Annotated in this window: 20 protein-coding genes; 9 read left to right on the top strand and 11 right to left on the bottom strand. The window is 75.6% G+C overall.

Annotation, left to right across the window (positions count from 1 at the left end; translation table 11 throughout):
* Positions 1-9 precede the first annotated feature (9 nt).
* From ACF09E_RS02710 to ACF09E_RS02700, 3 genes are all read left to right on the top strand, one after another.
* Entirely contained in the window at positions 10-2,229 is a 2,220-nt protein-coding gene (locus ACF09E_RS02710) for an NADP-dependent isocitrate dehydrogenase (RefSeq protein WP_392203508.1), read from the top strand.
* A gap of 130 nt (positions 2,230-2,359) precedes the next feature.
* A complete protein-coding gene (locus ACF09E_RS02705; protein WP_361860344.1) occupies positions 2,360-2,650 on the top strand; it encodes a hypothetical protein in 291 nt (96 codons plus the stop codon).
* A 97-nt stretch (positions 2,651-2,747) separates the two neighbouring features.
* Entirely contained in the window at positions 2,748-4,364 is a 1,617-nt protein-coding gene (locus tag ACF09E_RS02700; RefSeq protein WP_392203507.1) for a sigma-70 family RNA polymerase sigma factor, read from the top strand.
* 21 nt (positions 4,365-4,385) lie between these two features.
* Here ACF09E_RS02700 and ACF09E_RS02695 read toward each other — a convergent pair whose 3' ends face one another.
* The 4 genes from ACF09E_RS02695 to ACF09E_RS02680 form a co-directional block, all read right to left on the bottom strand.
* Positions 4,386-5,207, bottom strand: coding sequence for a CAP domain-containing protein (locus ACF09E_RS02695; protein WP_392203506.1), 822 nt, complete (start codon positions 5,205-5,207; stop codon positions 4,386-4,388).
* Between the two features lie 441 nt (positions 5,208-5,648).
* Positions 5,649-6,521, bottom strand: coding sequence for a universal stress protein (locus ACF09E_RS02690; RefSeq protein ID WP_392203505.1), 873 nt, complete (start codon positions 6,519-6,521; stop codon positions 5,649-5,651).
* A gap of 157 nt (positions 6,522-6,678) precedes the next feature.
* Positions 6,679-8,040 (bottom strand): acyl-CoA dehydrogenase, encoded by a 1,362-nt coding sequence (locus tag ACF09E_RS02685; protein WP_392203504.1) that lies wholly within the window; start codon positions 8,038-8,040, stop codon positions 6,679-6,681.
* Between the two features lie 157 nt (positions 8,041-8,197).
* A complete protein-coding gene (locus ACF09E_RS02680) occupies positions 8,198-8,653 on the bottom strand; it encodes an Rrf2 family transcriptional regulator (protein ID WP_361862946.1) in 456 nt (151 codons plus the stop codon).
* Positions 8,654-9,084: 431 nt separating this feature from the next.
* On the opposite strand from ACF09E_RS02680, the gene ACF09E_RS02675 reads away from it, so the two are divergent.
* A complete protein-coding gene (locus ACF09E_RS02675) occupies positions 9,085-9,945 on the top strand; it encodes a glutathione S-transferase C-terminal domain-containing protein (RefSeq protein ID WP_392203503.1) in 861 nt (286 codons plus the stop codon).
* A gap of 78 nt (positions 9,946-10,023) precedes the next feature.
* On the opposite strand, the gene ACF09E_RS02670 is transcribed toward ACF09E_RS02675, so the two are convergent.
* Positions 10,024-11,061, bottom strand: a complete 1,038-nt coding sequence (locus ACF09E_RS02670) for an NAD-dependent epimerase/dehydratase family protein (protein ID WP_392203502.1) — start codon at positions 11,059-11,061, stop codon at positions 10,024-10,026.
* A 141-nt stretch (positions 11,062-11,202) separates the two neighbouring features.
* On the opposite strand from ACF09E_RS02670, the gene ACF09E_RS02665 reads away from it, so the two are divergent.
* Together ACF09E_RS02665 and ACF09E_RS02660 are read left to right on the top strand one after the other, a co-directional pair.
* Positions 11,203-11,445, top strand: a complete 243-nt coding sequence (locus tag ACF09E_RS02665) for a DUF5133 domain-containing protein (RefSeq protein ID WP_361862261.1) — start codon at positions 11,203-11,205, stop codon at positions 11,443-11,445.
* A 142-nt stretch (positions 11,446-11,587) separates the two neighbouring features.
* The gene (locus ACF09E_RS02660) at positions 11,588-13,966 is read left to right on the top strand and encodes an ATP-binding cassette domain-containing protein (protein ID WP_392203501.1); all 2,379 of its coding nucleotides are present in this window, start codon (positions 11,588-11,590) and stop codon (positions 13,964-13,966) included.
* A 62-nt stretch (positions 13,967-14,028) separates the two neighbouring features.
* Here ACF09E_RS02660 and ACF09E_RS02655 read toward each other — a convergent pair whose 3' ends face one another.
* Positions 14,029-15,381 carry a D-alanyl-D-alanine carboxypeptidase family protein gene (locus ACF09E_RS02655; protein ID WP_392203500.1) on the bottom strand — a complete coding sequence of 451 codons (1,353 nt, stop codon included), beginning with the start codon at positions 15,379-15,381 and terminating at the stop codon, positions 14,029-14,031.
* A 330-nt stretch (positions 15,382-15,711) separates the two neighbouring features.
* On the opposite strand from ACF09E_RS02655, the gene ACF09E_RS02650 reads away from it, so the two are divergent.
* Both ACF09E_RS02650 and ACF09E_RS02645 read left to right on the top strand, forming a co-directional pair.
* On the top strand, positions 15,712-17,634 hold the full coding sequence (locus tag ACF09E_RS02650; RefSeq protein WP_392203853.1) for an NAD-binding protein: 1,923 nt from the start codon (positions 15,712-15,714) through the stop codon (positions 17,632-17,634).
* A 240-nt stretch (positions 17,635-17,874) separates the two neighbouring features.
* The gene (locus ACF09E_RS02645) at positions 17,875-19,080 is read left to right on the top strand and encodes a cytochrome P450 (RefSeq protein WP_392203852.1); all 1,206 of its coding nucleotides are present in this window, start codon (positions 17,875-17,877) and stop codon (positions 19,078-19,080) included.
* 42 nt (positions 19,081-19,122) lie between these two features.
* On the opposite strand, the gene ACF09E_RS02640 is transcribed toward ACF09E_RS02645, so the two are convergent.
* The 5 genes from ACF09E_RS02640 to ACF09E_RS02620 all read right to left on the bottom strand — a co-directional run bounded on the left by ACF09E_RS02640 (position 19,123) and on the right by ACF09E_RS02620 (position 24,144).
* The gene (locus ACF09E_RS02640) at positions 19,123-19,368 is read right to left on the bottom strand and encodes a hypothetical protein (RefSeq protein WP_392203499.1); all 246 of its coding nucleotides are present in this window, start codon (positions 19,366-19,368) and stop codon (positions 19,123-19,125) included.
* Positions 19,369-19,430: 62 nt separating this feature from the next.
* The gene (locus ACF09E_RS02635) at positions 19,431-19,907 is read right to left on the bottom strand and encodes an NUDIX domain-containing protein (RefSeq protein WP_392203498.1); all 477 of its coding nucleotides are present in this window, start codon (positions 19,905-19,907) and stop codon (positions 19,431-19,433) included.
* Between the two features lie 43 nt (positions 19,908-19,950).
* Entirely contained in the window at positions 19,951-21,165 is a 1,215-nt protein-coding gene (locus ACF09E_RS02630) for an FAD-dependent oxidoreductase (RefSeq protein ID WP_392203497.1), read from the bottom strand.
* 40 nt (positions 21,166-21,205) lie between these two features.
* Positions 21,206-22,633 carry an FAD-dependent oxidoreductase gene (locus ACF09E_RS02625; protein WP_392203496.1) on the bottom strand — a complete coding sequence of 476 codons (1,428 nt, stop codon included), beginning with the start codon at positions 22,631-22,633 and terminating at the stop codon, positions 21,206-21,208.
* Positions 22,630-24,144, bottom strand: coding sequence for an FGGY family carbohydrate kinase (locus ACF09E_RS02620; RefSeq protein ID WP_392203495.1), 1,515 nt, complete (start codon positions 24,142-24,144; stop codon positions 22,630-22,632). Before ACF09E_RS02620 ends, ACF09E_RS02625 begins: the two co-directional genes overlap by 4 nt.
* 302 nt (positions 24,145-24,446) lie before the next feature.
* Here ACF09E_RS02620 and ACF09E_RS02615 point away from each other — a divergent pair, with 302 nt between their 5' ends.
* Positions 24,447-25,421: a hypothetical protein gene (locus ACF09E_RS02615; RefSeq protein WP_392203494.1), complete on the top strand. Its 975-nt coding sequence runs from the start codon at positions 24,447-24,449 to the stop codon at positions 25,419-25,421.
* Positions 25,422-25,457 lie beyond the last annotated feature (36 nt).

The raw sequence follows: 25,457 nt of genomic DNA, 5'->3' as shown, positions 1-25,457 counted from the left end.
GAGCACCCGGTGACTGACTCGACCATCATCTACACCCACACTGACGAGGCGCCTGCCCTGGCGACGTACTCGTTCCTGCCCGTGATCCAGGCGTACGCCTCGCAGGCCGGCGTCACGGTCGAGACGCGGGACATCTCCCTCGCGGGCCGCATCATCGCCGTCTTCCCCGAGTTCCTGGAGGAGGGCCAGCGCATCGCCGACGCCCTCTCCGAGCTCGGCGACCTGGCCAAGACCCCCGGCGCCAACATCATCAAGCTGCCGAACGTCTCGGCGTCCATCCCCCAGCTCAAGGCCGCGATCGCCGAGCTCCAGGGCCAGGGCTACGCCCTCCCGGACTACCCGGACGACCCGAAGACGGACCAGGACAAGGACGTCCGCGCCCGCTACGACAAGATCAAGGGCTCGGCCGTCAACCCGGTCCTGCGCGAGGGCAACTCCGACCGCCGCGCGCCCGGCTCGGTCAAGAACTACGCCAAGAACCACCCCCACCGCATGGGCGCCTGGACCCCCGAGTCCAAGACCAACGTCGCCACCATGACCGACAACGACTTCGCCTCCACCGAGAAGTCCGTCGTCGTCACCGCGGACGACACCCTCCGCTTCGAGTTCACCGCCGCCGACGGCACCACCAGCGAGCTCCGCGAGCCGCTGAAGGTCATCGCCGGCGAGGTCGTCGACGCCGCCGTCATGCGCGCCGCCGCCCTGCGCACCTTCCTCGGCGAGCAGGTCGCCCGCGCCAAGGCCGAGCACGTGCTCTTCTCCGTGCACCTCAAGGCCACGATGATGAAGGTCTCCGACCCGATCGTCTTCGGCCACGTCGTCCGCGCCTTCTTCCCCGAGACCTTCGCCGCGTACGGCGAGGTGCTCGCCGGCGCCGGCCTCTCCCCGAACGACGGCCTCGGCGGCGTCCTCAAGGGCCTGGAGTCCCTCCCGCAGGGCGACGAGATCAAGGCCTCCTTCGAGGCCGAGCTCGCCGAGGGCCCCGCCCTGGCGATGGTCGACTCCGACAAGGGCATCACCAACCTGCACGTGCCGTCCGACGTCATCGTCGACGCCTCGATGCCGGCCATGATCCGCACCTCCGGCCACATGTGGGGCCCGGACGGCCAGGAGGCCGACACCCTCGCCGTCCTCCCGGACCACAGCTACTCCGGCGTGTACCAGGCCGTCATCGACGACTGCCGCGCCCACGGCGCCTTCGACCCGTCGACCATGGGCTCCGTCCCGAACGTCGGCCTCATGGCCCAGAAGGCCGAGGAGTACGGCTCCCACGACAAGACCTTCGAGATCGCCGAGGCCGGCACCGTCCGCCTGGTCGACTCCGAGGGCAACGTCGTCCTGGAGCAGGAGGTCGCCCCGGGCGACATCTTCCGCGCCTGCCAGACCAAGGACCTGCCCATCCAGGACTGGGTCAAGCTCGCCGTCACCCGCGCCCGCGCCACCGGCGCCCCGGCCGTCTTCTGGCTGGACGAGAACCGCGCCCACGACGCCCAGCTGATCGCCAAGGTCCGGCAGTACCTCCCGGAGCACGACACCGAGGGCCTGGACATCAAGATCCTCTCCCCGGTCGAGGCCACGGCCTTCTCCCTGGAGCGGATCCGCCGCGGCGAGGACACCATCTCCGTCACCGGCAACGTCCTGCGCGACTACCTGACCGACCTCTTCCCGATCCTGGAGCTGGGCACCAGCGCCAAGATGCTGTCGGTCGTCCCGCTCATGGCGGGCGGCGGCCTCTTCGAGACCGGCGCCGGCGGCTCCGCCCCTAAGCACGTCCAGCAGCTCGTCAAGGAGAACTACCTCCGCTGGGACAGCCTCGGCGAGTTCTTCGCCCTGGCCGCCAGCTTCGAGCACCTCGCGACCTCCACGGGCAACGCCCGCGCCCAGGTCCTCGCCGACACCCTCGACCGCGCCACCGGCACCTTCCTCAACGAGGACAAGTCGCCGACCCGTCGCCTCGGTGGTATCGACAACCGCGGCAGCCACTTCTACCTGGCCCTGTACTGGGCCCAGGAGCTGGCCGCCCAGACCGAGGACGCGGAGCTCGCCAAGGCCTTCGCCCCGCTGGCCGAGACCCTCTCGACCAACGAGCAGAAGATCGTCGACGAGCTGAACGCCGTCCAGGGCTCCCCGGCCGAGATCGGCGGCTACTACCAGCCCGACCCGGCCAAGGCCGCGGCCGTGATGCGCCCGTCCGCCACCTTCAACGAGGCCGTCGCCGCCCTCGTCTGACCCGGCCGGAGGAGGCCCGCGCCTCCTCCGCCCCGGTGGGCACACGCGTGGCGCCGCCCCGGACGGAACTCCTCCGACCGGGGCGGTCCCGTCGGTGGCGCATCCGCCGTTCGGGTGTGAACCTGGATGGATGAGCTGGGCATCTTGGACGACCGCCGGTGTATACACCGGGCGAGGTGGGGTGCTGACCGTCGAGGCGGGCGTGGTCACGGGCGATCTGACCGTGCACACGACCTGGGCCGACAGGGAGGCACGCGTGGCCGTGCAGTACAGCGGCGCGTCCGACTGGTTCACCATGTCGGGCAGTCCCGTTCCGTGCGCGTCGGAGGAGGAGAGCCGCGATCTGCACGACGCCGTCGTGGCAGCCGTCCGGGAGGGGAACGGGGCCACGGTCCCGAACCTGCCCGTCCCACCGGCCTGACGGACACCGGCGTCGATCACCGATAAGTGTTATCCCTCCCTCGCCCGCGGGTCTCCGAACCACGGGGGACTCGCACCACGGATGAGGGAGCAGATCCATGCACAGCGACGAGCGCCGCACCACCGTGCTGGTGGAGGCCGCGAGGGCCGGTGACGCGCACGCCAGGGACGCGCTGGTCCGCGCCTACCTGCCCCTCGTCCACAACATCGTCGGCCGGGCCCTCGACGGCCACGCCGACACCGACGACATCGTCCAGGAGACGATGGTCCGCGCCCTCGACGGCCTCGGCGGCCTCCGCGATCCGGCCCGCTTCCGGTCCTGGCTCGTCGCCATCGCCATGAACGGTATCCGCCGCCGCTGGCGCGAACGCCAGCAGGCTCCCGTGCCCGGCCTCGACCGGGCCGCCGACCTCGCCGACCCGGCGGCCGGCGACTTCACCGAGGCCACCATCCTCCGGCTCGGCCTGTCCGGACAGCGCCGTGACGTGGCCCGGGCGACCCGCTGGCTCGACGAGGACGACCGCGAGCTGCTCGCCCTCTGGTGGCTGGAGGCCGCCGGGGAGCTGACCCGCGCCGAGCTCGCCGAGGGACTCGGCGGGATATCCCCGCAGCACGCCGCCGTCCGCGTCCAGCGCATGAAGGAGCGGCTGGAGACCGGCCGCACCGTCGTCCGCGCCCTCGACGCCGTCCCGATCTGCCCGGACCTCGCGGAGACCGTCGACGCCTGGGACGGCCGCCCCTCCCCGCTCTGGCGCAAACGCGTCGCCCGCCACGTCCGCGACTGCACCACCTGCTCGGCGCGGGTGTCCGGCCGCAGCGGACTGGCCCCCGTCGAGGGCCTGCTCGTCGGCCTCGGTCTCGTACCCCCGCTGGTCGCCGGGCTCGGCGAGGCGTCAACCCCCGAGGCCCTCGCGTACGACACGGCGGCGTCCGGGTCCGCCGTTCCCGATCCCGCCGCCCCCGGCCTCGGGACCCCGGACCCGGCCGCCACCGCCCCGCGGACCCCGGACCCGGCCGCCGCACACCCCGACGGGGCCGGCGGGGCCGCCCCGGACCCGGCGGCGACCGGCACCGGCACCCGCTGGACACCCCTGCGCAAGGCCGGGGTCGCCGGAGCCGCGGCCGTGGCCGTCCTCGGCGCGGTCGCCCTCCTCGTACCCCAGCCGCACGCGCGCATGGAGCCGGGCAGCCCGGTCGCCGCGCCCCCCGTGACCCCCGCCCCGACGACGCCCCCGGCCACCCCCGGCCCCACCCGCACCGCCACTCCCGCCCCCACGCCGACGACCGCGACCCCGACCCCCCGCCGCACCCCGCGCCCCACGCCCGCCCCCAGCCGCGAGGAGCGGGTCACCGGACTCGTCAACCGGCTCCGGGCGGAGGCCGGTTGCGCCCCGCTGCGCATCGACCCCCGCCTTACCGAGGCGGCCCGCGGCTACGCCCGCGACATGGCCGCGCGGGGCTACTTCGGGCATGCCAGCCCCGAGGGCGAGTACGCCGACACCCGGATCTCGGCCGCCGGCTACGCCTGGAGCGCCTGGGCCGAGAACCTGGACCGGGGGACGACCGATCCGGCCTCCGTCGTCGACGACTGGACGGACGGGTCGATGCACGAGCAGAACATGCTCGACTGCCGGTACCGGGACACCGGCGTGGCGTCGGCGCCCGGTCCCGCCGGCACGGTCTGGGTGCAGAAGCTCGCCGCTCCGGCCTCCTGACCACCCGGCCCGGCGCCCGGCTCAGCGCCGGACACCGAAGTTCTGCACCCACCAGGGGCCGTTGGCCGTCAGCGTCACCCCGACGCCGATGTCCTCGAACGTGCAGTTGAGGATGTTCGCCCGGTGGCCGGGGCTGTCCATCCAGTCCGCCATCGCGCGCGCCGGGGTCTTCGGCCCGCGGTGGATGTTCTCGCCCCAGGTCGACCACGCGTACCCGGCGCCGGTCATCCGGTCGCCCGCGTCCCGGCCCTCGGGGTCGTCGTGCTCGTAGTAGTCGCGGGCGGACATGTCGTCGGCGTGCCGCTGGGCGGCCGTCCTCAGGTGCCGCTCGGAGCGGAGCGGCCCGCACCCGGCCTTCTCGCGCTCGGCGTTGGCCAGTGCCACCACGTCCTTGACGAACCGGTCGGCCGTCTTGGCCGGCGCCGCGGCGACGGGGGCCGGGCCCTGCGGCGCCGGCCGGGGGAGCCCGGGCAGCCCGGGACCCGGTCGCTCCGGGAGGAGCGTGCCCCGCGGAGCGAGCCGCCGCTCCGTCTCGGCCTTGGGAGTCTCCGGCGCCGCGGGCGCGGCGCCGGCCGGGGTCGCCGTCCGTGCGGCGAGGGGCGGGGGCGCCGACGGGATCGAGGAAGCCGTCCGGAGCGGTCGTCCGGCCTCCGTCGTCCGGGCGTCCCCCGGCTCTCCGGCGCCCGCGGTCCGTCCGGGCCCCGTCTCCCCGGCGGCCGCCCGACGTCCGCCCTCCGGCTCCGCGCGGGCGGCCCCGGCGACGGTGGAGCGGGTCAGCACGGGGGACGCCGCCGTCGCGTGGGTGCCGGTGCTCCGGCCGGCGCCGAGGGTGGCCACGTACATTCCCGCGGCCACGGTCAGGACGGCGGCCGCGGTACCGGTGACCGTGACGACGGTCCGGAAGGCCGGCCTGCGCCGGGCCCGCCGCCCGGTGCCGCCCGCCTTCCGGTGCCGCCCGCCGGCCCGCGCCGGGACCTCGCGGGGCGGGACCTCGCGCGCCGGGGGTGTGTGCCGCCCGGCGCGGCTCCCCGGGCGGTCGTCCGCCGCCGTGCCGTCCGCCGGGCACTCCCGCGCGGCCGCGGCGGCGGACGGCGGGGCGGGGTCGGGCTGTCCGGGCCGGTCGTGGTGCCGCATGGAGCTCCGCTCTCTCGCCGTGGTCGCCGAACGGGCCGGCGCTGGGAGAGCCACCGGGGCGACGGCGGTATCACTGTCCGGCCCCGGCCACCCCGACACTCCTCGTCAACAGGACGCGTCAACCCCGCGCGTCAACCATTTCGCACCCTCTCAGCCCTGCGGGACGACCGCCACCGGACAGGGCGCGAGGTGCAGGGCGGCGTGCGCCACGGAGCCGATGCGCGGCCCGACGGCCCCGCGCCGCGCCCGTCGGCCGACCACCAGGAGCTGGGCGGCCCCCGCCGAGGAGAGCAGCACCTGTCCGGCGCTGCCCAGCTCGACGTGCTCGGTCACGGGCACGTCGGGGTAGCGCTCGCGCCAGGGGGCCAGGGCCTCCCGCAGCGCCTTCTCCTCGAAGGGGACGAGCCCGCCCGCCTCGTCGGCGAGCCGCATGGAGGCCGGGCTGTACGCGTAGAGGGTCGGCAGGCTCCACGCGCGCACGGCTCGTACGGACGCCCCGCGCGCGGCGGCGGTGGCGAAGGCGAAGCCGAGTGCGGCGGCGCTGTCCTCCGGGCTGCCGAGCTGGCCGACCAGCACGTGGCCGGCGGGCGGTTCGGCCGGTTCGCCGTCGCGGGACCGGACGGCCACCACGGGGCGGGTGGCGCCTGCGATGATCTGCTGCCCGTAGGAGCCGAGCAGGAACCCGGCGACGGCTCCGTGGCCGCGCGAGCCGATCACGAGCATCTCGGCCCGGTCCTCGGTGCCGAGGAGCGCGGCGACCGGCGTGTCGTCGAGCACCCCGGCCGTGAGGGCGAGGTCCGGGTAGCGCCGGGCGAGGGTGTCCCGCGCGTCGCTCAGCAGCGCGTCCGCGACGCGCTCCTGCGAGGCGCGGTCCTGGAGCAGGGGGAGGTCGAGCGGCTCCCACCGCCACGCGTGCGCGAGCCGTAGCGGGAGGTCCCGGTGGAGCGCCTCCCGGGCGGCCCAGTCCGCCGCGGCGAGGCTCTCCGGGGATCCGTCCACTCCTGCGACGATCTCACGACTCATCAGGCTGCCTCCGTGGGTTGCCGGGCCGGGCCGGCCGGACGGCCGGACCCGCACCTCCCAGCTTGGGCCCTTGGGCCGCCGGGGGAGAGGGCCGGACGTCCCGACATGCCGGTCCGTCCGTCCCTTCGCCGCCCCGCCGGCGCGGGGCGGGCCCCTGTCAGGCCAGCAGGGTCAGCCGCGCGTGGGTGCCGTTGAGGTAGTGGTCCCCGATGTCGCGGAGCCGGTGGGCCGCCTGGGTGGGCGCGGTGAGCGCCCGGGCGTTGCGCCAGAAGCGGTCGAAGCCGGGCCCGCCGGAGCGCGCGTCGGCGCCCGCCGTGCCGTCGACGAGTTCGAGGATGCGCGTCGTGATGTGCACGGCGGCCCGCCCGGTGACGGTCTCGGCGGCCGCCACCAGGACGGCGATGTCCGCGCGTTCCTCCACCCCGAGCGACCACGAGGCGAGCAGGCCGTGGGCCAGGGCGTCGGTCGCGCGTTCCACCACGGCCGCCGCCGCGTGCGCGGCCGTCGCCAGCTCCCCGTACGCGAGCAGGAGGTACGGATCGTCCCCGGCGCCCGGCGCCGTCCCGTCCCCGGCCGCGCCCGCCGGTGCCGGGCCGGCGTGGTCGGCGCGGCTGATGTCGCGGGCCTCGGCGAGCGCGCCCTCGGCGATGCCGAGCCCTACGTGGACCAGGAGCAGGCGCAGCAGGAGCGGGGCGAGGGTGGAGAAGGGGGCGACGGCGTGCTCGTCGTGGGGGAGGACGCCCAGGACGTCCGCCGGTCTCACCGGCACCCGGTCGAAGGTGACGCTGCCCGCGCCGGCGAGCCGCTGGCCGACCCGTTCGGCCCCGGGCTCCGTGAACACCCCGGGCTCGGCCGGGTCCACCAGGACGGCGAAGAGGTCGCCGCTGCCGCCGGGGCGGGCCCCGACGACGAGCCGGTCGGCGACGGTCACGGCGGACGCGAAGGCGCGGGTCCCGTCGAGGAGCCAGCCGCCGGAGTCGGCGGGGGTGAGCGTGAGGCCGGTGCCGGCCTCGGAGTGCGGCCCCTCGACGCCCCCGGCGAGCAGCCAGCGTCCCTCGGTGGTCCGCACGTCGAGCGGGTGGTCGTCGCCGGGGAGGGCTCCGGGATCCCGTCCCGGGCCGCCGAGGAAGCGGCTGCTCCAGGACAGCGCGTAGTGGTGGGCGAGGAGTTCGCCGACCGAGCTGTCGGAGGCGGAGATCTCCCGTACGACCGCACAGGCGGCCTGCCACTCGGCCCCGCGCCGGTTGGGACCGGGGGCCGTCAGGAGGGCGGGGAGCCCTGCCTCCTGGAGTCGTGCGACCTCGTCGAACGGCGCCTTGCCCGCCCGGTCCCTGGTGAGGGCGTCGACGGCCAGGTCGTCGGCGAGTTCGCGGGTGACGCGGGGCCACAGGGCGTCGTCGGCGGGCCGGTCGACCGGGCTCTCGCCCGGCCGTTCGGCGGCCCGGGGCACGGGGGCCGCGGCCGGTGCGGAGGCGGTGCGTATCGCTGGTCTCTTCGGCGATCTCCTCGGCGTACTCACGTCACCTCACATGGTTTCCCGTATCCCCACTGGAACAGTAGGGATAGTGGCAGAGGTGGGGTGGTCGCCCCAAGGGGCGTCCGAAAGCTGGACAGCGTCGTCTCGGAGGGTGAGAAGCAGTCAGGTCACCGCAGGTCGTGTGCGGTTGGCCGTGGGCTCAGGGGTTGGTCCACGCCTCCGGATCGTCCGCGAGCGCGACGATCGTGTCCGGCAGCTGGGCCGCCGCGACCTCCGCCAGCGAGACCCCGAGGACCTCGCGGACACCGGCCCGCAGCGCGATCCACAGGGTCAGCAGCGACTCCGCGGGACCCGTGTACGACAGGTCCGGCGGCCGCTCCCCGCGGACCGACACCAGAGGACCCTCCACGCAGCGGATGACCTCCGCGACCGAGATCGACTCGGCGGGCCTGGCCAGCCAGTAACCGCCGTTGCCGCCGCGCTGGCTCAGTACGAGACCGCCCTTGCGCATGTCCCCGAGGATCCCTTCGAGGAACTTGTGGGAGATGCCCTGGTCCTCGGCGATCGCCTCGGCCTTCAGCGGGCCCGCGTCCCGGGCGGCGGCGAGCTGGAGGGCGGCACGCACCGCGTAGTCGGCCCTGGCTGAAATGCGCATGCGCGCATTATCCCGCACACCGCCGGAGGTGGCCCGTACCGCACCCTTGACGCCGCCAGGAGCCGGTCGGACACTCAGGACGGGGAAACCGAGCGAACAGGTAGGAAACCATGGGACGCAGCGGGCGACACGACACGCCACCCGCCGCACCCCTCCCGCGCTCCCTGCCCCTCACGTCCCGCCGCCACATCGACCTGCTCCGGGTCTGCAGCGCGGCGCATCGCCGACACCGCCGGACGGCCCACCCCGCCGGCTGAGGGTCTGTTCGCCGAGGGGCACCGCCCCCGCGGGCGCAGCGTCGCGCCCCACTCCTCCTCTTCCCGTACCTCTGCCGCCTCCGCGCCCCGCGGGGACGCGCCGTCGCGCCTCCGCGACCGGCGCCGCACCGCGCGCCGCCCGGACCCGGCACCGAGCACCCTCAAGGGAGAAGCATGTCCGTCGTCCCGTCCTCGCTGCTGCCCGCCTCCGCCGTGCCCGCCTTCCGCGGCCGGATCGGCCGCGACGTCCACAGCGGCCACTACGCGGTGCCCCACCGCTACCGCCTCCACGTCGCCCCCTACGACCCCGACTGTCTGAGCATCGTCCTGACCCACAGCCTGCTCGGACTCGACGACACGCTCCCGCTGTCCGTCCTGCCCGAGACCCCCGACACGCCCGACGGCGGGTACACCGCCCTCCGCCCGCTGTACGACGCGAGCGCCCACCTCTACGAGGGACCGGCCGCGGCACCCGTCCTCAGCGACGGATGGACCGGACGGATCGTCAGCACACACGTCCCCGACATCCTGCGGGACCTCGCCCTCCGCTTCCGCGGAGACGGCCCCGACCTGCTCCCCGAGCGGCACCGCGAGGAGATCGAGGCGATCGCCGACCTCTGCGAGCGCAGCGTCAACCGGGCCGCCCAGCGGGCCGGCGAGCTCGGACTCGACGGCGAAGCCACCCACCGGGACCCCCTCACCGTCCTCTTCGCGGCCCTCGCCGCCCTGGAGCGGCGCCTCGCCCGCCACCCGTACGTGCTCGGCGACGCGCCCACCGCGGCCGACGTCCAGGTCTGGGTCACCCTCGTCCAGCTCGACACCGTCCACCGCTGGCACCTCGACGCCGCCGCCATGGACCGGGTCGCCGGACACCCCGCCCTCTGGTCCTACGCCCGACGCCTCGCCGCCCGTCCCGAGTTCGCCCGCGGGCTCGACATCGACGGCATCCTCCGCCGCCACCGCACGCACTGCCGCGGCCGCGAGGCCGCCGGCGCGGGCATCCGCCTCGTCGACTGGTCCGGCGCGACCGGCTGACCCGCCGCGCCGCCGGGGGCGTCCGACGGGAGGGGCGCCGGGGGCACCGCACCCGGCCGCCCGGGGACGCGCCCCGGCTCAGCCGATGCGGTGACCCGCCAGCGGACCCGTGTCGTCGCCGGCCCCCGCGCGGACCCCGCGCAGGAACTCCTCCAGCACCGCCGCGGACCCGCGCGACGGCTCCCACTCCAGCTCCTCGCGTGCCCGGTCGGTGGCGAGCAGCGGCATGTGCCGCAGGGCGTCGAAGAGATCGGGCGACGCCGAGGCGAGCCGCAGCCGCCAGGCCGCCGCCAGGGCGCCCCGCACGGCGCCCGCCGGCACCCGCACCGGTCTGGCGTCGAAGAGTTCGCCCAGGACCGCTCCGTCGAGCACCGGATCCGCGGCCAGGTTGAACGCGCCGCGGACGTCCCGCAGCAGCGCCCGCCGGTAGGCGTCGGCCGCGTCGTCCGTGTGCAGCACCTGGAAGCGGAGCCCGTCGAACTCGGGGAGCACCGGCAGCAGATCGGGCCGCAGCAGCTGCCCCGGGAAGAAGCGCCCGGCGAAGATCCGCCGCTGCCCGCTGGCCGACTCCTCCTTGAAGAGGAACGCCGGGCGCATCCGTACCACCCGGGTCTGCGGGTGGTCCCGCTCGAAGGTGTCGAGGACCCGCTCCAGATAGGCCTTCTCCCGCGTGTACGCGGCGCCGGGCCAGCCGTGCGTCGGCCATGCCTCGGACACCGGGGCGCCGTCGGCGGGCCCGGGGGAGTACGCCCCCACCGACGAGGCGTGCACCAAGACCGGCACCCGCGCCGCCGCGACCGCGTCGAACAGGCGCACCGAGCCCAGGACGTTGGTCCGCCAGGTCTCCACCGGATCGTGGGTCGGCCCGAAGCGCCAGGCCAGGTGCACCACGGCGTCCGCGTCGGCGAGATGCCGGGCCAGCAGCGGCTCGTCGCCCTCCCGTGACAGGTCCACCTCCGCCCACTCCACCCCGGGCAGGTCCAGGCCGGGCCGCCGCCGGGCCAGACCGAGGACCGAGCCGACGCGCGGCTCACGCGCCAGGAGCCGGACCAGGCTGGTGCCCACGTTGCCGGTGGCGCCGGTGACGACCACCCGCGAGATGTCGCTCGAGTTCATGTCTCCGACCCTCCGCCATGCGCGCCGGAACCGCACTCCGGGGGGACTCCGCGGACCGTCCCGTCACGGAGCGTGTCCGTGTCGGTCGCGGGGGTGGCCGACGACCGGGACGATGGAGCGACTCAGGAGAAGGAGGACGCCATGCTGCTGCCCGACAGGAACACGGTCGACCGGCTGCTCCGGCACTACCGCGCCCAGGAGCGGACCGTGCTGGACCGGCCGTGCGACCTGTCGGCGCGCCGGCGCTTCGAGGACACGGCGTACACGCTCTGCGTCCTCATGGGGGAGCGGACCGCCAGGGAGGCCGCCGACGCCGCCGAGCGCTTCGTGGCGGGCGGGCGCCCGGCGCCGCGCCAGGCACTGGAGGGCCTCCCAGGAGCCTGACCCGGTCATCGGTCAGGAAGCGAGAAGCGTCCGCGTCCGGCCGCCGCTAGCGTGGCTGCCACGGACCCCGCGATACGGCCGCCGTCGTACGGGACGCACCGCGTCGGTCCGCCACAGGCCCCGCGCGACAGCTGGAGAGACGATGAGCAAGGCCCCCAGGGCGGACAAGCAGCCGCACCCGGCCGACCGGCACGACCTGATCCGGGTCCACGGCGCGCGGGAGAACAACCTCAAGGACGTCAGCATCGAGATCCCCAAGCGCCGGCTCACCGTCTTCACCGGCGTCTCCGGCTCGGGCAAGAGCTCGCTCGTCTTCGACACCATCGCCGCCGAGTCCCAGCGGCTGATCAACGAGACGTACAGCGCCTTCGTCCAGGGCTTCATGCCGACCCAGGCCCGGCCCGAGGTCGACGTGCTCGACGGCCTGACGACGGCGATCATCGTCGACCAGCAGCGGATGGGCGCCGATCCCCGCTCCACCGTCGGCACCGCCACCGACGCCAACGCGATGCTCCGCATCCTCTTCAGCCGTCTCGGCAAGCCCCACATCGGCCCGCCCAGCGCCTACGCCTTCAACGTCCCCTCGGTCAGGGCGAGCGGCGCCATCACGGTCGAGCGCGGCGCCAAGAAGACCGTCCGGGCCACCTTCAACCGCACCGGCGGCATGTGCCCGAACTGCGAGGGCCGCGGCACGGTCTCCGACATCGACCTCACCCAGCTGTACGACGACTCCAAGTCACTCGACGAGGGCGCGCTCACCATCCCCGGCTACACCCCCGGTGGCTGGAACTACCGCCTCTACAGCGAGTCCGGACTCGTCGACCCCGCCAAGCCGATCCGGAAGTACACGAAGAGGGAACTCCAGGCCTTCCTCCACCACGAGCCCACCCGCATGAAGATCGCGGGCATCAACATGACGTACGAGGGGCTCGTCCCCCGGATCCAGAAGTCGTTCCTGGCCAAGGACAAGGAGGGCATGCAGCCCCACATCCGGGCGTTCGTGGACCGGGCCGTCACCTTCACCACCTGCCCCGAGTGCGAGGGCACGCGCCTCGCCGAGGGCGCCAGGGAGTCGAAGATCAAGCGCGTCAGCATCGCCGACGCCTGCGCCATGCAGATCAGCGACCTCGCCCAGTGGGTCCGGGGCATCAAGGAGCCCTCGGTCGCGCCCCTGCTCACCGCGCTCCAGCTGACCCTCGACTCCTTCGTGGAGATCGGTCTCGGCTACCTCTCGCTCGACCGGTCCGCCGGCACGCTGTCCGGCGGCGAGGCCCAGCGCGTGAAGATGATCCGCCACCTCGGCTCCTCGCTCACCGACGTCACCTACGTCTTCGACGAGCCCACCGTCGGCCTGCACCCCCACGACATCCAGCGGATGAACGAACTGCTCCTGCAACTGCGCGACAAGGGCAACACCGTGCTCGTCGTGGAGCACAAGCCCGAGACCATCGCGATCGCCGACCACGTCGTCGACCTCGGTCCCGGCGCCGGCACGGCGGGCGGCACCGTCTGCTTCGAGGGCACGGTCGACGGGCTGCGGGCCGGCGACACCGTCACCGGCCGGCACTTCGACGACCGCGCCTCCGTGAAGGACTCCGTGCGGGAACCCACCGGCACCCTGGAGATCCGCGGCGCGACGACCCACAACCTCCGTGACGTCGACGTCGACATCCCGCTCGGGGTCCTCACCGTCTTCACCGGCGTCGCGGGCTCCGGCAAGAGTTCGCTGGTGCACGGCTCCCTCCCCGCGCGCGACGACGTGGTGTCGATCGACCAGAGCCCGATCCGCGGCTCGCGCCGCAGCAACCCGGCGACGTACACCGGACTCCTCGACCCGATCCGCAAGGCCTTCGCCAAGGCCAACGGCGTGAAGCCGGCGCTCTTCAGCGCGAACTCCGAGGGCGCCTGTCCCACCTGCAACGGCGCGGGCGTGATCTACACCGACCTCGGGATGATGGCAGGGGTCTCCTCGACCTGCGAGGACTGCGAGGGCAAGCGGTTCCAGGCCTCGGTCCTCGAATACCTCCTCGGCGGCCGCGACATCAGCGAGGTCCTCGCGATGCCGGTGTCCGAGGCGGTGGAGTTCTTCGGCTCCGGCGAGGCGAGCACCCCGGCCGCCCAGCGCATCCTCGCGCGCCTCGCGGACGTCGGGCTCGGCTACCTGAGCCTCGGCCAGCCCCTCACCACACTGTCGGGCGGCGAGCGCCAGCGGCTGAAGCTGGCCACCGACATGGCCGAGAAGGGCGGGGTCTACATCCTCGACGAGCCGACCACCGGGCTGCACCTCGCCGACGTCGAGCAGCTGCTCGGACTGCTCGACCGGCTGGTGGACTCCGGGAAGTCGGTCATCGTCGTCGAGCACCACCAGGCGGTCATGGCCCACGCCGACTGGATCATCGACCTCGGCCCCGGGGCCGGCCACGACGGCGGCACGGTCGTGTTCGAGGGCACCCCCGCGGACCTGGTGGCCGCACGGTCGACGCTCACGGGCGAGCACCTCGCGGCGTACGTGGGCGCCTGACCGGACACCCACCGGACGGCCCTCGGCCCCCGACACCGACGGGGGCCGAGGGCCGTCACCGATCAGTCCGCCCGCCGGGCCGCCCGGCGCCGCCGCCCCCACAGGAGCAGCGCGGCCGCGCAGGCCGAGCCCACCAGGCCCAGCGGGAGGCCGGCCGACGCGCCCGAGGACTCCGTACCCTGCGCCGGGGCCTCGGCGGGCGCGGCCACCGCCACCGCCTCGGCACCGGCCCGGGGCGCCCGCCCCTCCGGGCCCGCCGGGCGGTCCTCACGGGCCACCGACACCGGCCGGGTCTCCGCGGTGGCCGCCGGCTTCGGCTGCTCGGGGAGCAGCGAGCCCACCGGCCGGACCCGGTCCGCCGCCGCGAAGCCCCAGTCCAGGAGCTCGCGCGCCTCCTCGTACACCGCGAGCCCACCGCCGCCCTGCGGGTTCATCACCGACACCACCAGCGTCCGGTCGCCGCGCCGGGCCGCCGAGATCAGGGTGTTGCCCGCGTTGCTCGTGTAGCCGTTCTTGATGCCGATGAGCCCCGGGTAGCGGGCGACACCGTCCGCTCCGGTCAGGAGCCGGTTGGTGTTGGCGATGCCGTACGACCAGCTGCCCGCGGGGAAGTCGGCGTAGGCCGTCGAGCAGTACCGGGTGAACGCCGGGTCCTGGAGCCCGGCCCTGCCGAACACCGCCAGGTCGTACGCGGACGACACCTGCCCCGGCGCGTCGTACCCGTCGGGGGAGACCACATGGGTGTCCAGCGCCCCCAGCGACCTGGCCTTCTCCTGCATCCGCCGGGACATCGACTCCCAGCCGCCGTTCATCGCGGCCAGCACGTGCACCGCGTCGTTCCCCGAGCTGAGGAACACCCCGTTCCACAGGTCCGACACCTTGTACGTGTACCCCTCCTTCACCCCGACCAGGCTGCTTCCGTCGCCGATCCCGGTCAGCTCGGAATCGGCCACGGTGTGCTGCTCGGAGGGCTCGTGGCCGGGCAGCGCCGTCAGGGCGAACAGGGCCTTGAGGGTGCTGGCCGGCGGCAGCTTCCGGTGCGCGTTCCGCGCGGCGAGCACCTCGCCCGTGGCCCCGTCCGCGACCACCCAGGACAGCGCGGACGGCGAGGGCACGGCCGGCGCGTCCGGCAGCGGCTGCACCTGCGTGCCCTTCCGGTCGAGCCGGGCCCGGTCGACGGGCCGGCGGACGGGCGGCGTGGGCTCCCGCCGCGCGGTGTCCCGCGACCGGAGCGACGAGGGCACCCCCGCGGAGGCCGCGCGCGGAGCGCCGGTCGCGGAGGACATGGAGGCCGAGGCCGAGGTGGCGGCCGCGGCCGACGGGACGGGAGACGCCACGGCCGAGGGAGCGGGCAGCACGAGCAGCACCGCCGCGGTGCCGGCGGCGGCATGACGGACAGCTGACATGACGATCATTCAGTCACCGTAGGGAGGCGGCGGCGCGCCCGCAGATCGAAGTGCGCCGACCGGGGGAGCGGCTGCGGCGGACGGCGGCGCGTCGTGCGCCCGCACGGGTGGTGCCACCCGCGGTGTCCCGCTGTCGGCGGGGCAGGGCATGCTGGTGACGTGCCCTCACCACCCCACCAGGACAACGCCGTTCCGGCCGGCGGCGCCGGAGCGCCCGCCGCCGCACCCTCCTCCCGGACCGTGCCGGGACCCGCCGGGCCCCCGGCCTCCGGCGGCGGCCCCCTCGGCGCGCCCGCCGGCCGCGCCGAGCGGCCGCCGGCACCCACCGGCACCGGGCACATGATCGTCTGCGGCGACGACGCCCTCGCCCACCGCCTGGCGGGGGAGCTGCACGAGGTGTACGGGGAGCAGGTCACCCTCCTCGTCCCGGTACGGCCCGACGCCCCGCGTACCCCCGCCGCCCGCACCGGCCGGGCGCTGGCCCTCTTCGGACGGGTCACGGCCGCCGTCATCCGCACCACCGGCACCCCCGGCACCGCCGCCCCGCACGGGCCCGGCGCCGACGGCGAACCCGCCGGGGCGCTGCACGTCGTCGAGTCGGCCGAGGCCGACGACCGGGCCCTGACGGACGCCGGCGTGGAGCGGGCGGCCGCCCTGGCCCTCGTCCACGAGGACGACGAGACCAACATCCGGGCGGCCCTCACCGCCCGCCGCCTCAACCCCCGGCTGCGCCTGGTCATCCGGCTCTACAACCGCAAGCTCGGCCAGCACCTCGAAACCCTCCTCGACCAGGCCGCCGCCGTCGCGGAACCGGGCCTCGACCCCGAGGAGCTCGACGCCGCCACCACCGTCCTCTCGGACGTCGACACCGCCGCCCCCGGCCTCGCCGCGGCCGCCGTCGCCGGCACCAGCAAGGTGGTCCAGGCCGGAGGGCTCCTCCTGCACGCCGTGGAGCGGCTGCCCGCCCCCGGAGCGGCCCCCGACCCGGGACGGTGCACGCTGGCCCTGCTCTCCGCCACCACCGGCGACCCGGCGGGCTGCGAGGGGTCCGAGCGGAGCGGCGACGCGGGACCCCGGCTGCTGCCGGACGACCGGACGGTGGCCGCCGCCACCGGCCGCGCCGCCGTCACCCTCGAAGCGGTCACCGCGGCGGGCCCGGCACCCGCCGCCGCCCGGATCGCCGCGTCCGCGCTGCCGGTCGCCTCGCTCTTCTCCCGCCGGCTGAGGTGGTCGCTCGCCGGGGCGGCCGCCGCCGTCCTCGCGCTCGCCCTGGCCTCCACCGTCACCACCGGCGACCACCCGCTGCACGCCGCCTACCTGACGCTCCTCGACATCTTCGCCATCGGCGACCCGGCGGTGGGGGAGCCGACCAGCCGCCAGGTCCTCCAGATCCTCGCCGGGTTCGTCGGGCTGCTCCTGCTGCCGGTGATCGTGGCCGCCCTCATCGAGGGCCTCGGCACCTTCCGCACGGCCACCGCCCTGCGCCGCCCGCCGCGCGGCCTCTCCGGACACGTCGTCCTCCTCGGCCTCGGCAAGGTCGGCACCCGGGTCCTCGCCCGGCTCCGCCGGCTGGACATCCCCGTGGTCTGCGTGGAGTCCGACCCGGAGGCCCGCGGCATCGCGGTCGCCCGGCGACTGCGCGTCCCCACCGTCATCGGCGACGTCGCCGAGGAGGGCGTCCTGGAGGCGGCCCGCATCGACCGCGCCCACGCCCTGCTCGCCCTGACCAGCGTCGACATCACCAATCTGGAGGCCGCGCTCTCCGCCCGCGCCGTCAGCCCCGAACTCCGGGTGGTCCTGCGCCTCTACGACGACGACTTCGCCACGGCCGTCTTCCGCACCCTCCGCACCGCCCATCCGGCCGCGCTCACCCGCAGCCGCAGCGTCTCCCACCTCGCCGCCCCCGCCTTCGCCGGCGCCATGCTGGGCCGTCAGGTGCTCGGCGCCGTCCCCGTCGAGCGGCGGGTCCTCCTCTTCGCCGCGGTGGACGTCGCCGACCACCCCCTCCTGGACGGCCTGACGGTCGCCGAGGCCTTCCACCCCGGAAAGTGGCGCGTCATCGCCCTGGACGGCGTGGCCGTGAGACCCGGTACGGGCCGGGACTGGCGCCTGGACCCCGACCGCGTCCTGAAACCGGAGGACCGGGTCGTCGTGGCGGCCACCCGCCGGGGCCTGGCCGAACTCCTGGGCCGCCGCGGCCGCCCCGCCGCGTCGCCCGACCCCCGACCCCCGGTCAACCCCGTACGAACGGGCCGGGGTTGACCGTAGGATGCGGCTTCACCGACCGCCCGACCCCGGCCCGCCGCCGGGGGCGGCCTCGCGGGGCGTACGGGGGCGGCGCCGCGCGCGACCGCCCTCCCGCCGCGCGGGCCCCGTCCCCGGGGACCGCGGCGCCCTGTTCCCGTACCGCACGCGCCCCCGTCGTCAGGAGCTCCGCCCGTGGACACCTCGTCAGTGAACGCCCCGCACCCCGCCGCCCCGGGCGAGCGCCCGGCCCACCTCATGGACCCGTCCGGCGGCTGCCCCCACGCGGACAACGCCCGCCTCCTGGCCGCCGGGGCCGTCACCCCGGTGATCCTGCCCGGCGGGATCGACGGCATGGCGGTCCTCGGCCACGACGCCCTCCGGGACTTCCTCTCCCACCCCGACGTGGCCAAGGGCCCCCAGCACTTCACCGCCCTGGCCGAGGGCCGCATACCCGAGGGCTGGCCGCTGCGCACCTTCGCCACCGTGCCGGGAATGATCACCGCGGACGGCGCCGACCACCGCCGCCTCAGGACCCTGGTGAGCAGCGCCTTCACGGCCCGCCGGGTGGAGCGGCTCCGCCCGCGCGTCGAGGCGGTCACCGCCGGTCTCCTCGACGGGCTCGCCGAAGCGGCCGCCGCCGGCGACGGCGTCGCCGACCTGCGCCGCCACTACGCCCTTCCGCTGCCGCTCGGCGTCATCTGCGAACTGCTGGGCGTCCACCCCGCGCACCAGGACCGGCTGCACCACCTCTCCGCACTGGTCGTCGCGACCGACACCACGCCCGCGCAGGCGGTCGCCGCCAATCGCGACCTCGTCGAACTCCTCGCCGCCATCGCCGCCGACAAGGCCGCGGACCCCGGCGACGACCTGACGAGCGCGCTCCTCGCCGCGCGGGACGAGGAAGGGGACCGGCTGGACCAGGCCGAGCTGATCGGCACCCTGCTCCTGCTGATCGTCGCGGGGCACGAGACGACCCTGAACCTGCTCACCAACGCGGTCCGGGCCCTCTGCACCCACCGCGACCAGCTCGCCCTGGTCGTCGAGGGACACGCGAGCTGGGCGGACGTGGTGGAGGAGACCCTCCGCTGGGACAGCCCCGTCAGCTACTTCCCGTTCCGCTACCCCACCCGGGACCTGACGGTCGACGGCACCCTGATCCCGCGGGGCACGCCCGTCCTGGCCGGCTACTCGGCGGCGGGCCGCGACCCCGGCGCGCACGGCCCGGACGCCGACCGCTTCGACGTGACCCGCACGGCGACGGCGAAGCACCTCTCGCTCGGGCACGGCCCCCACTACTGCCTGGGCGCCCCGCTCGCCCGGATGGAGGCCACCCTCGCCCTGGAGGCCCTCTTCACCCGCTTCCCGGACCTGGACCTGGCCGTCCCGGAGTCCGCGCTGCCCCGCCACGCCGGCTTCGTCGGCAACAGCGTCAGGACGCTCCCGGTCCGGCCGGGCATCTGACGGCCCGGCGGACGAGCGGCCACACCGGCCGCCGGGCGCCGATCACCCCGCCCTCCCCCACGCATGCGTAGGGGAGGTGCGCAGGGAGGAGACCAGACGCATCAGGCGTGCCTCGTTCCCCACGAGACCGGCGGCCCGCAGCGCCTCGTCCGCCTCGGCCATCGGATGGGTGAGCATCACCCCCGCGTACGGGGCGAGCTGCGGATCGGTCAGCACGGCCTGGGTGGATTCGAGCAACCGCAGATAGGCCTGGGCGGCCGCTCGCTCGCTCGCGGTGATCGTGGTCATGTCGGGCTCCCTCTCGACAGTTCGGCGCTCACCACCCTCTCGTACGGGTCTGACAATCGCGCTCAGCCCCGCCCGTGGATCTGCTCCATCAGCCGGTCCAGGAAGACCCGCTGGCCCTCCACGAGCAGCGGGGCGGCCACCTCGGGGAGGAACCAGCCGACGCGGTCGATCTCGGGGAACTCCCCCTGCACACCGGACCGGGGCGGCCACTCCATGGTGAACGTGCCGGGGGTGATCCCGGCCGGGTCGAGCGTCCCCTCGACGGCCCAGACGGTGACGAGCTTTCCGTTGCGCTGCCGGGACTCGCCGAGGTCCAGCCACGCGCCCTCGGGCACGGGCAGTCCCAGCTCCTCCTCGAACTCCCGGCCCGCCGCCGCCTCAGGGGTCTCGCCCGGCTCGTACTCCCCCTTGGGGATCGACCAGGCCGACTGCTCGCGCGACGCCCACAAGGGCCCGCCCATGTGACCGATCAGCACCTCGACGCCACCGTCCGCCGTACGACGGAAGACCAGCAGGCCCGCACTGCGTTTGTCAGACATGCGGTCCAGTCTGGCCGACCGGGCGGCGCGGCGCGGGCGCGCCTCACCCTTCGGCGCCGACCACCACCGGACCGCCCGCGGGATCCACCCCGTCCGCCCACCCGGGCGGCACCCGCACCGAGCGCCGGGGGAGGAGCGGACCGTCGAGCCGCACCCGCCCGACCGGGCCGCCGTCCTGGGTGAAGGTCAGGACCGGGCGCAGGAGCCGGCGCACGGGCCGCACCAGCAGCGGCGATGCCGCCGGCCCGAGCAGACCGGGCGTCACCCACCGCAGCGGACCCGCCGTCACCACCCCCACCGGCACCCGGCCCTCCGGCCAGGGCCGCCCCGCGAGCAGCTCGGCGACGGCCGCCGCGGCGGCCCGGCCCTCGGCGGCTGCCGCCACCGCCGGCTCCGCACCGCGCAGCAGGTTGCCCACCGCGAAGACCCCGGGGACGGCGGTCCGGAAGGCGCCGTCGACCGCGGGGCCCCGGCTGCCGGACGCGAGCGGCAGGCCGCCGGTCCGGGCCAGTTCGTGGTCCGGGATCCAGTCCCCGGTGAAGACCACGGTGTCGCAGCGCAGGGTGTGCCCGGCCACCCCCGCCCCGGTCCGCACCGCGACCCCGGCCAGCCGGCCGCGACCGAGGAGTTCCGTCACGATCGCACCGGACAGCACCGGCACGGACCCGAACGCCGAGCCTCTCACCGGGTGTTCGCAGACGACCGCCACCACCTCGACCCCGGCGGCGCGCAGCGTCCGCACGGCGCTCCGGGCCACCGGATCGCCGCCGACGACCACCGCCCGCCGCCCGATGAGCCCGGGCCGGGACCCGAAGCGGAGGACCAGCCGCTGGAGCTCGCCGGTGGTCAGCACCCCGGCGGGCCGCGAGCCGGGGACCAGCCGTGCGGCGCGGGGCCGTTCGCGGGCTCCGGTGGCCAGCACGACCGCGCGGGCCCGGATGCGCTCCAGCCCGGTCGGCGCGGTGACGTCGAGGGTGAGCGGCCCGGCCCACCCGGTGGCGGACACCCCCGTACGGACGGCGGCCCCGGCGCGCAGCGCCGCGCGCACCGAGCGGCGCGCGTACCCGGGACCGTCGAGCGGGCGGCCCCGCGCGTCCGCGCCGAACCCCGGGCGGGCGCAGTGCCGCGGAACCCCGCCGGCCGCCCGCTCCCGCTCCAGGACCTCGACGCGCCCCGCGCCCGCCGCGGCGAGCCGCGCGGCGGCGGCCAGTCCGGCGGGTCCCGCGCCCACCACGAGCACGTCGACCGTGCGGTTCACCGGAACCCTCCTCGTACCCGTGCGCCCTCACCCATACGGTTCACCGCGTCCCCCGGCGGTGCTCCGTGTGCTCCTCGAACAGGGCGCGCACCTCCGCGCCGCAGTACTGCCCCTGGCAGCGGCCCGCACGCGCGCGCGTGCGGCGGCGCAGTCCGTCGAGGCCGGCCGGCGGGATCGTGGAGGTGAGCGCGGACCGGATCTCCCCGCGGGTCACCCGCTCGCAGTGGCACACGACCGCGCCGAAGTCCGGGTCCCGGGCGATGAGAGCGGCGTCCCGGTAGGGGCGGGGGAATGCCTCGCCGAGGTTCGGCATCCGGAGCGGGGCGAGCGGCCGCTCGGGGCCGGGGTCGAGTCCGCAGTCGGCGAGCAGCCCACGGACGTGCTCGGCGACGGAGAGGGAGGCGGTGAGCCCGGTGGACCGGATCCCTCCCACGGTGACGTACCGGAGGCCGGGGTGCGCGGCGATCCGGTAGTCCTCCTGCCCGGTGGCGGCGCGCAGCCCCGCGTAGACGGCGGTGACCTCCTCGTCGAGCAGGGCGGGGAGGACGCGGCCGCCCTGCTCGCGCAGCCCGGCGAGCCCCTCCGCCGTGGTGCCGGTGGCGGTCTTGTCGTCCAGGTCCTCGGCGGTGGGCCCGAGGAGGACGTTCCCGTACACCGTCGGCGCGATCAGCACGCCCTTGCCGAGCGGACCCGGCACGGGCAGCAGGATGTGCCGGACCAGGTCGCGGGCGAGCCTGTCGAAGACCAGGAGCTGCCCCCGGCGCGGGGTGACGGCGAAGTCCTCGCGGCCGACCAGTGCGTCGAAGGAGTCGGCGTGGAGTCCGCAGGCGTTGACGAGATGGCGGGTCCGCAGCACTCCGCGACGTGTCACGAGCCGGTGGTGCGGATCGCCCGTGCGGACCGCCTCCACCCGGCACCCGAGGTGCAGGTCGACGCCCGAGCGGACGGCCTGGGTGGCGTAGGCGAGCGTCGTGGTCCACGGGCAGATCACCGACTCGCCCGGCACGGCGAGCGCGGCGAGCGCCCCCGGGCCCAGGTGCGGCTCGCGTGCGCGGAGTTCGGCGGCGCCGAGCGGTTCGGTGGCGCGGTGCCCGTTGAGCGCGGCCTTCGCCGCGAGCCGGGGGAGGGCGGCGCGCTGCTGCTCGTCCCAGGCGACGAGCAGGGCGCCGACGGGCTCCACCGGGATCCCGGTCTCCCGCGCGTACGCGGAGAGGAGGCCGTGCCCCTCCCGGACGAGCCGTGCCTCCAGGGTGCCCGGGAGGGCGTCGAAACCGGTGTGCAGGATCGCGGTGTTCGCCTTGGAGGTCCCGTCGCCGACATCGTCCGCCGCCTCCACGAGGGCGACCCGCAGCGGGTGGCGGGCCAGCGTCCGCGCGATCGCGGAGCCGACGACCCCGGCGCCGACGACCACCACGTCGTACGTGGCGTCGGCGCCCGTGGGGAGGGGACCCGTCCGCGTGACGCTCATGAGGGGCCGGATCCGGAGCCTGTGCCCGCATCGGAGACGGCCGTCGAGCCGGAGCCGGAGCCGGATTCGGCGCCGGAGCCCGTCCGCTCGACCAGCGCCGCCACCTCCGCCCGGAACCGGCCGAGTCGTTCGGCCGCCTCCGCGGCGGAGATCCGCGGTTCGTAGACCGCCGAGGGCTTCCAGTCCGGGACGGCCTCGCCGATCGCGAGTCCCCGGTCGTGTCCGAGCCGGGCGACGGCGCCGACGCCGAGCGCCGTCGCGTCGGGCAGCGAGGAGACCTCGACGGGCCGTTGGAGGAGGTCGGCCTGGGTCTGCATGAGCAGCGCGGACCGGGTGAGGCCGCCGTCGGCGCGCAGCGAGGTCAGCGGGGCCCCGCGGTCCGCGGCGACGGCGGAGGCGAGGTCCACGACCTGGGCGGCGATGCCCTCGCACAGGGCGCGGACCAGATGACCCGGTGTCGTGTCGAGGCCGAGGCCGGTGAGCGAACCGCGGACGTCGCCCCGCCACCAGGGCGCGGCGAGCCCCGCGAGCGCGGGCACGAACACGACGCCGCCGGAGTCCGCGACCCCGCCGCCCACCGGGTCGATCTCGGCCGCGCCGGCGATGACACCGAGGTCGGTGAGCCAGCGCACGGCGGAGGCGACCGTGTACACCTGCCCGTCCAGGCAGTGGGCGACCTGCCCGCGGAGCCGCCAGGCGACACAGCTCACCAGGCCCGAGGACGCGCGCCGGGGCACGGCGCCGGTCTGCGCGAGGAGGAAGGCCCCCGTGCCATAGGTGCACTTGGCGGCGGCCGGTTCGCCGGCGCTCTGCGTGAGCAGGGCCGCCTGCTGGTCGACCAGGAGGCCGGTCAGCGGCAGCGGCGGGCCGAAGGCGGTCGTGGTGCCGACCGGACCGTCGCAGTCCACGACGTGGGGGAGACGCTCGCCGCCGAGGCCGTACAGGTCGAGTGCGGTGTCCGACCAGGCGACGGTGTCCAGGTCGAGGAGCCCGGTGCGCCCCGCGGTGGCCGCGTCGGTCACGAAGGCGCCGGTCAGCCGGTGGACGAGCCAGGAGTCGCTCGTCGTGACGACGCCGGCGCCGGTGGCGTGGCGGCGGATCCAGGCCATCTTGGGCGCGGCGAAGTAGGGGTCGAGGGGGAGGCCCGTCAGCTGTCTCAACCGCGTTCCGTGGAGGGCGAGATCGGCGCAGACCGAGGCGGCCCGGCGGTCCTGCCAGACCAGGGCGTCGGTGAGCGGTTCGCCGGTGGCGGGGTCCCAGGCGAGGACCGTCTCGCCCTGGTTGGCGAGCCCCACGGCGACGACCGGCGTGCCGGCCTCGGCGAGTGCGGTGCGCCCCGCGGCGACCACGGAGTCGTACAGCTCACGCGGGTCGACCTCGACCAGGCCGCCCGGCAGGTGGCGGGGCCGGACGGGGGCCGTCCCGCTGCCGAGGACTCCGCGCCGGGGACAGAGGACGAGGGCCTTGGTGCCCGAGGTGCCCTGGTCCACGGCGAGTACCGGGCCCGTCATCGTGCTGCTCCCGTCCCTGGACGTTCGGTGATCATCCGGTCACCGAAAAGGGTCAGGGTGCCGCCCTCGCCGCGGTCCGTCAAGCCGCGGAGGCCGACCGCGTCAGGTCCACCGACGAACCTGACAGTAAGTCAAATTCAGTCGTTGGCTTGATAATTACCGTCACAAAAGAAAGTGGACCGGTCGCATCCAGAGCCCTCTATAGTGATCGCCGATCAACGGCCGGGACGCCCGCCGGGGGACTGACCACCCCCTCCCATCCACCGAGGACCCATGTCATCCACACCACGCACCACCCCCTGATGGCCGGACACGGCTTCAGACCCGTCTACCACCCCGCGGGCCACGACCACGCCCTGCGCAACGCCGTCCAGGACTTACGGACTGGGCGCTGGGTGGCGATGGCGCGGCTCCTGGACGAGACGACGGGCTGGGACGGCTGGACGCGGCGCACCCAGGTCCTCGCCGCCGTCGCCGCCGGCACCGACGTCGTCCACATGTGGCGCACCGAGCAGCCCGGAAGCCTCGCCGCCACCGTGATGCACAGCCGCGTCACCGTCGAACGGGCCGTCCGGGCCCACCGCGCCGGCCACGCCCGCACCCGGGAGCTCTGGCAGGAGGCCTGGACCGCCTGCCGGGAGGCCGCCGACCTGGCCCCCGACGATCCGGTGCCGTGGATCGGCCTGATCGCCCTCGCCGCCCTCGACGGCCGGCAGCGCATGGAGGAGCACCGGCTGTCCCCGCCGGCCCCCATGCTGTCGCCCGGTCCGTGGGGCCTGCTCGCCGAGGCCGAGAAGCGCGACCCGCACAACCGCGAGGCGCACCACCGGATGCTCCAGTTCGTGTACGCCCGACGGCCCGGCCCCCTCTCCGAGGCCGTCAACTACGCCCACTGGGCCGCCTCCTCGGCGCCCGTCGGCTCCGCCCTGCACGTGCTCCCGCTGTACGTCCGCGTCGAGCGCTACCGGCGCGAGCGCGGCCACGAACGCGCCCTCGACCTGCACTGGGTCGCCGAGGACGCCGTCCGCGAGGCACAGCGGGCCCTCGACGCGTGGTTCCTCTTCTGCGCCACCGAAGAGGCCTCCCTGCTCGACCTCAACCACCTGGCGCACGCCCTGTTCGGCGCTCTCCGCTTCGCCGACGCGGCCCGCGTCCTCGAAGCGCTCGGCCCGTACTACACGACCCTCCCGTGGGCGTACCGGACTCCGCGTCCGGACGACCGCACGCTCGCGGAAGAGGTCTTCCTGCGCGCCCGCGCCCGCTGTCTCGGCGGCTGAGTCCCCGTCATCCGCCCCGCACCGCCCCCCACTCCG

The sequence above is a fragment of the Streptomyces sp. NPDC014891 genome (genome assembly GCF_043081085.1).
Classification (GTDB): Bacteria; Actinomycetota; Actinomycetes; order Streptomycetales; family Streptomycetaceae; genus Streptomyces.
The sequence above is the reverse complement of the archived record's forward strand: the minus strand, read 5'-3'. Positions and strand labels throughout refer to the sequence as shown.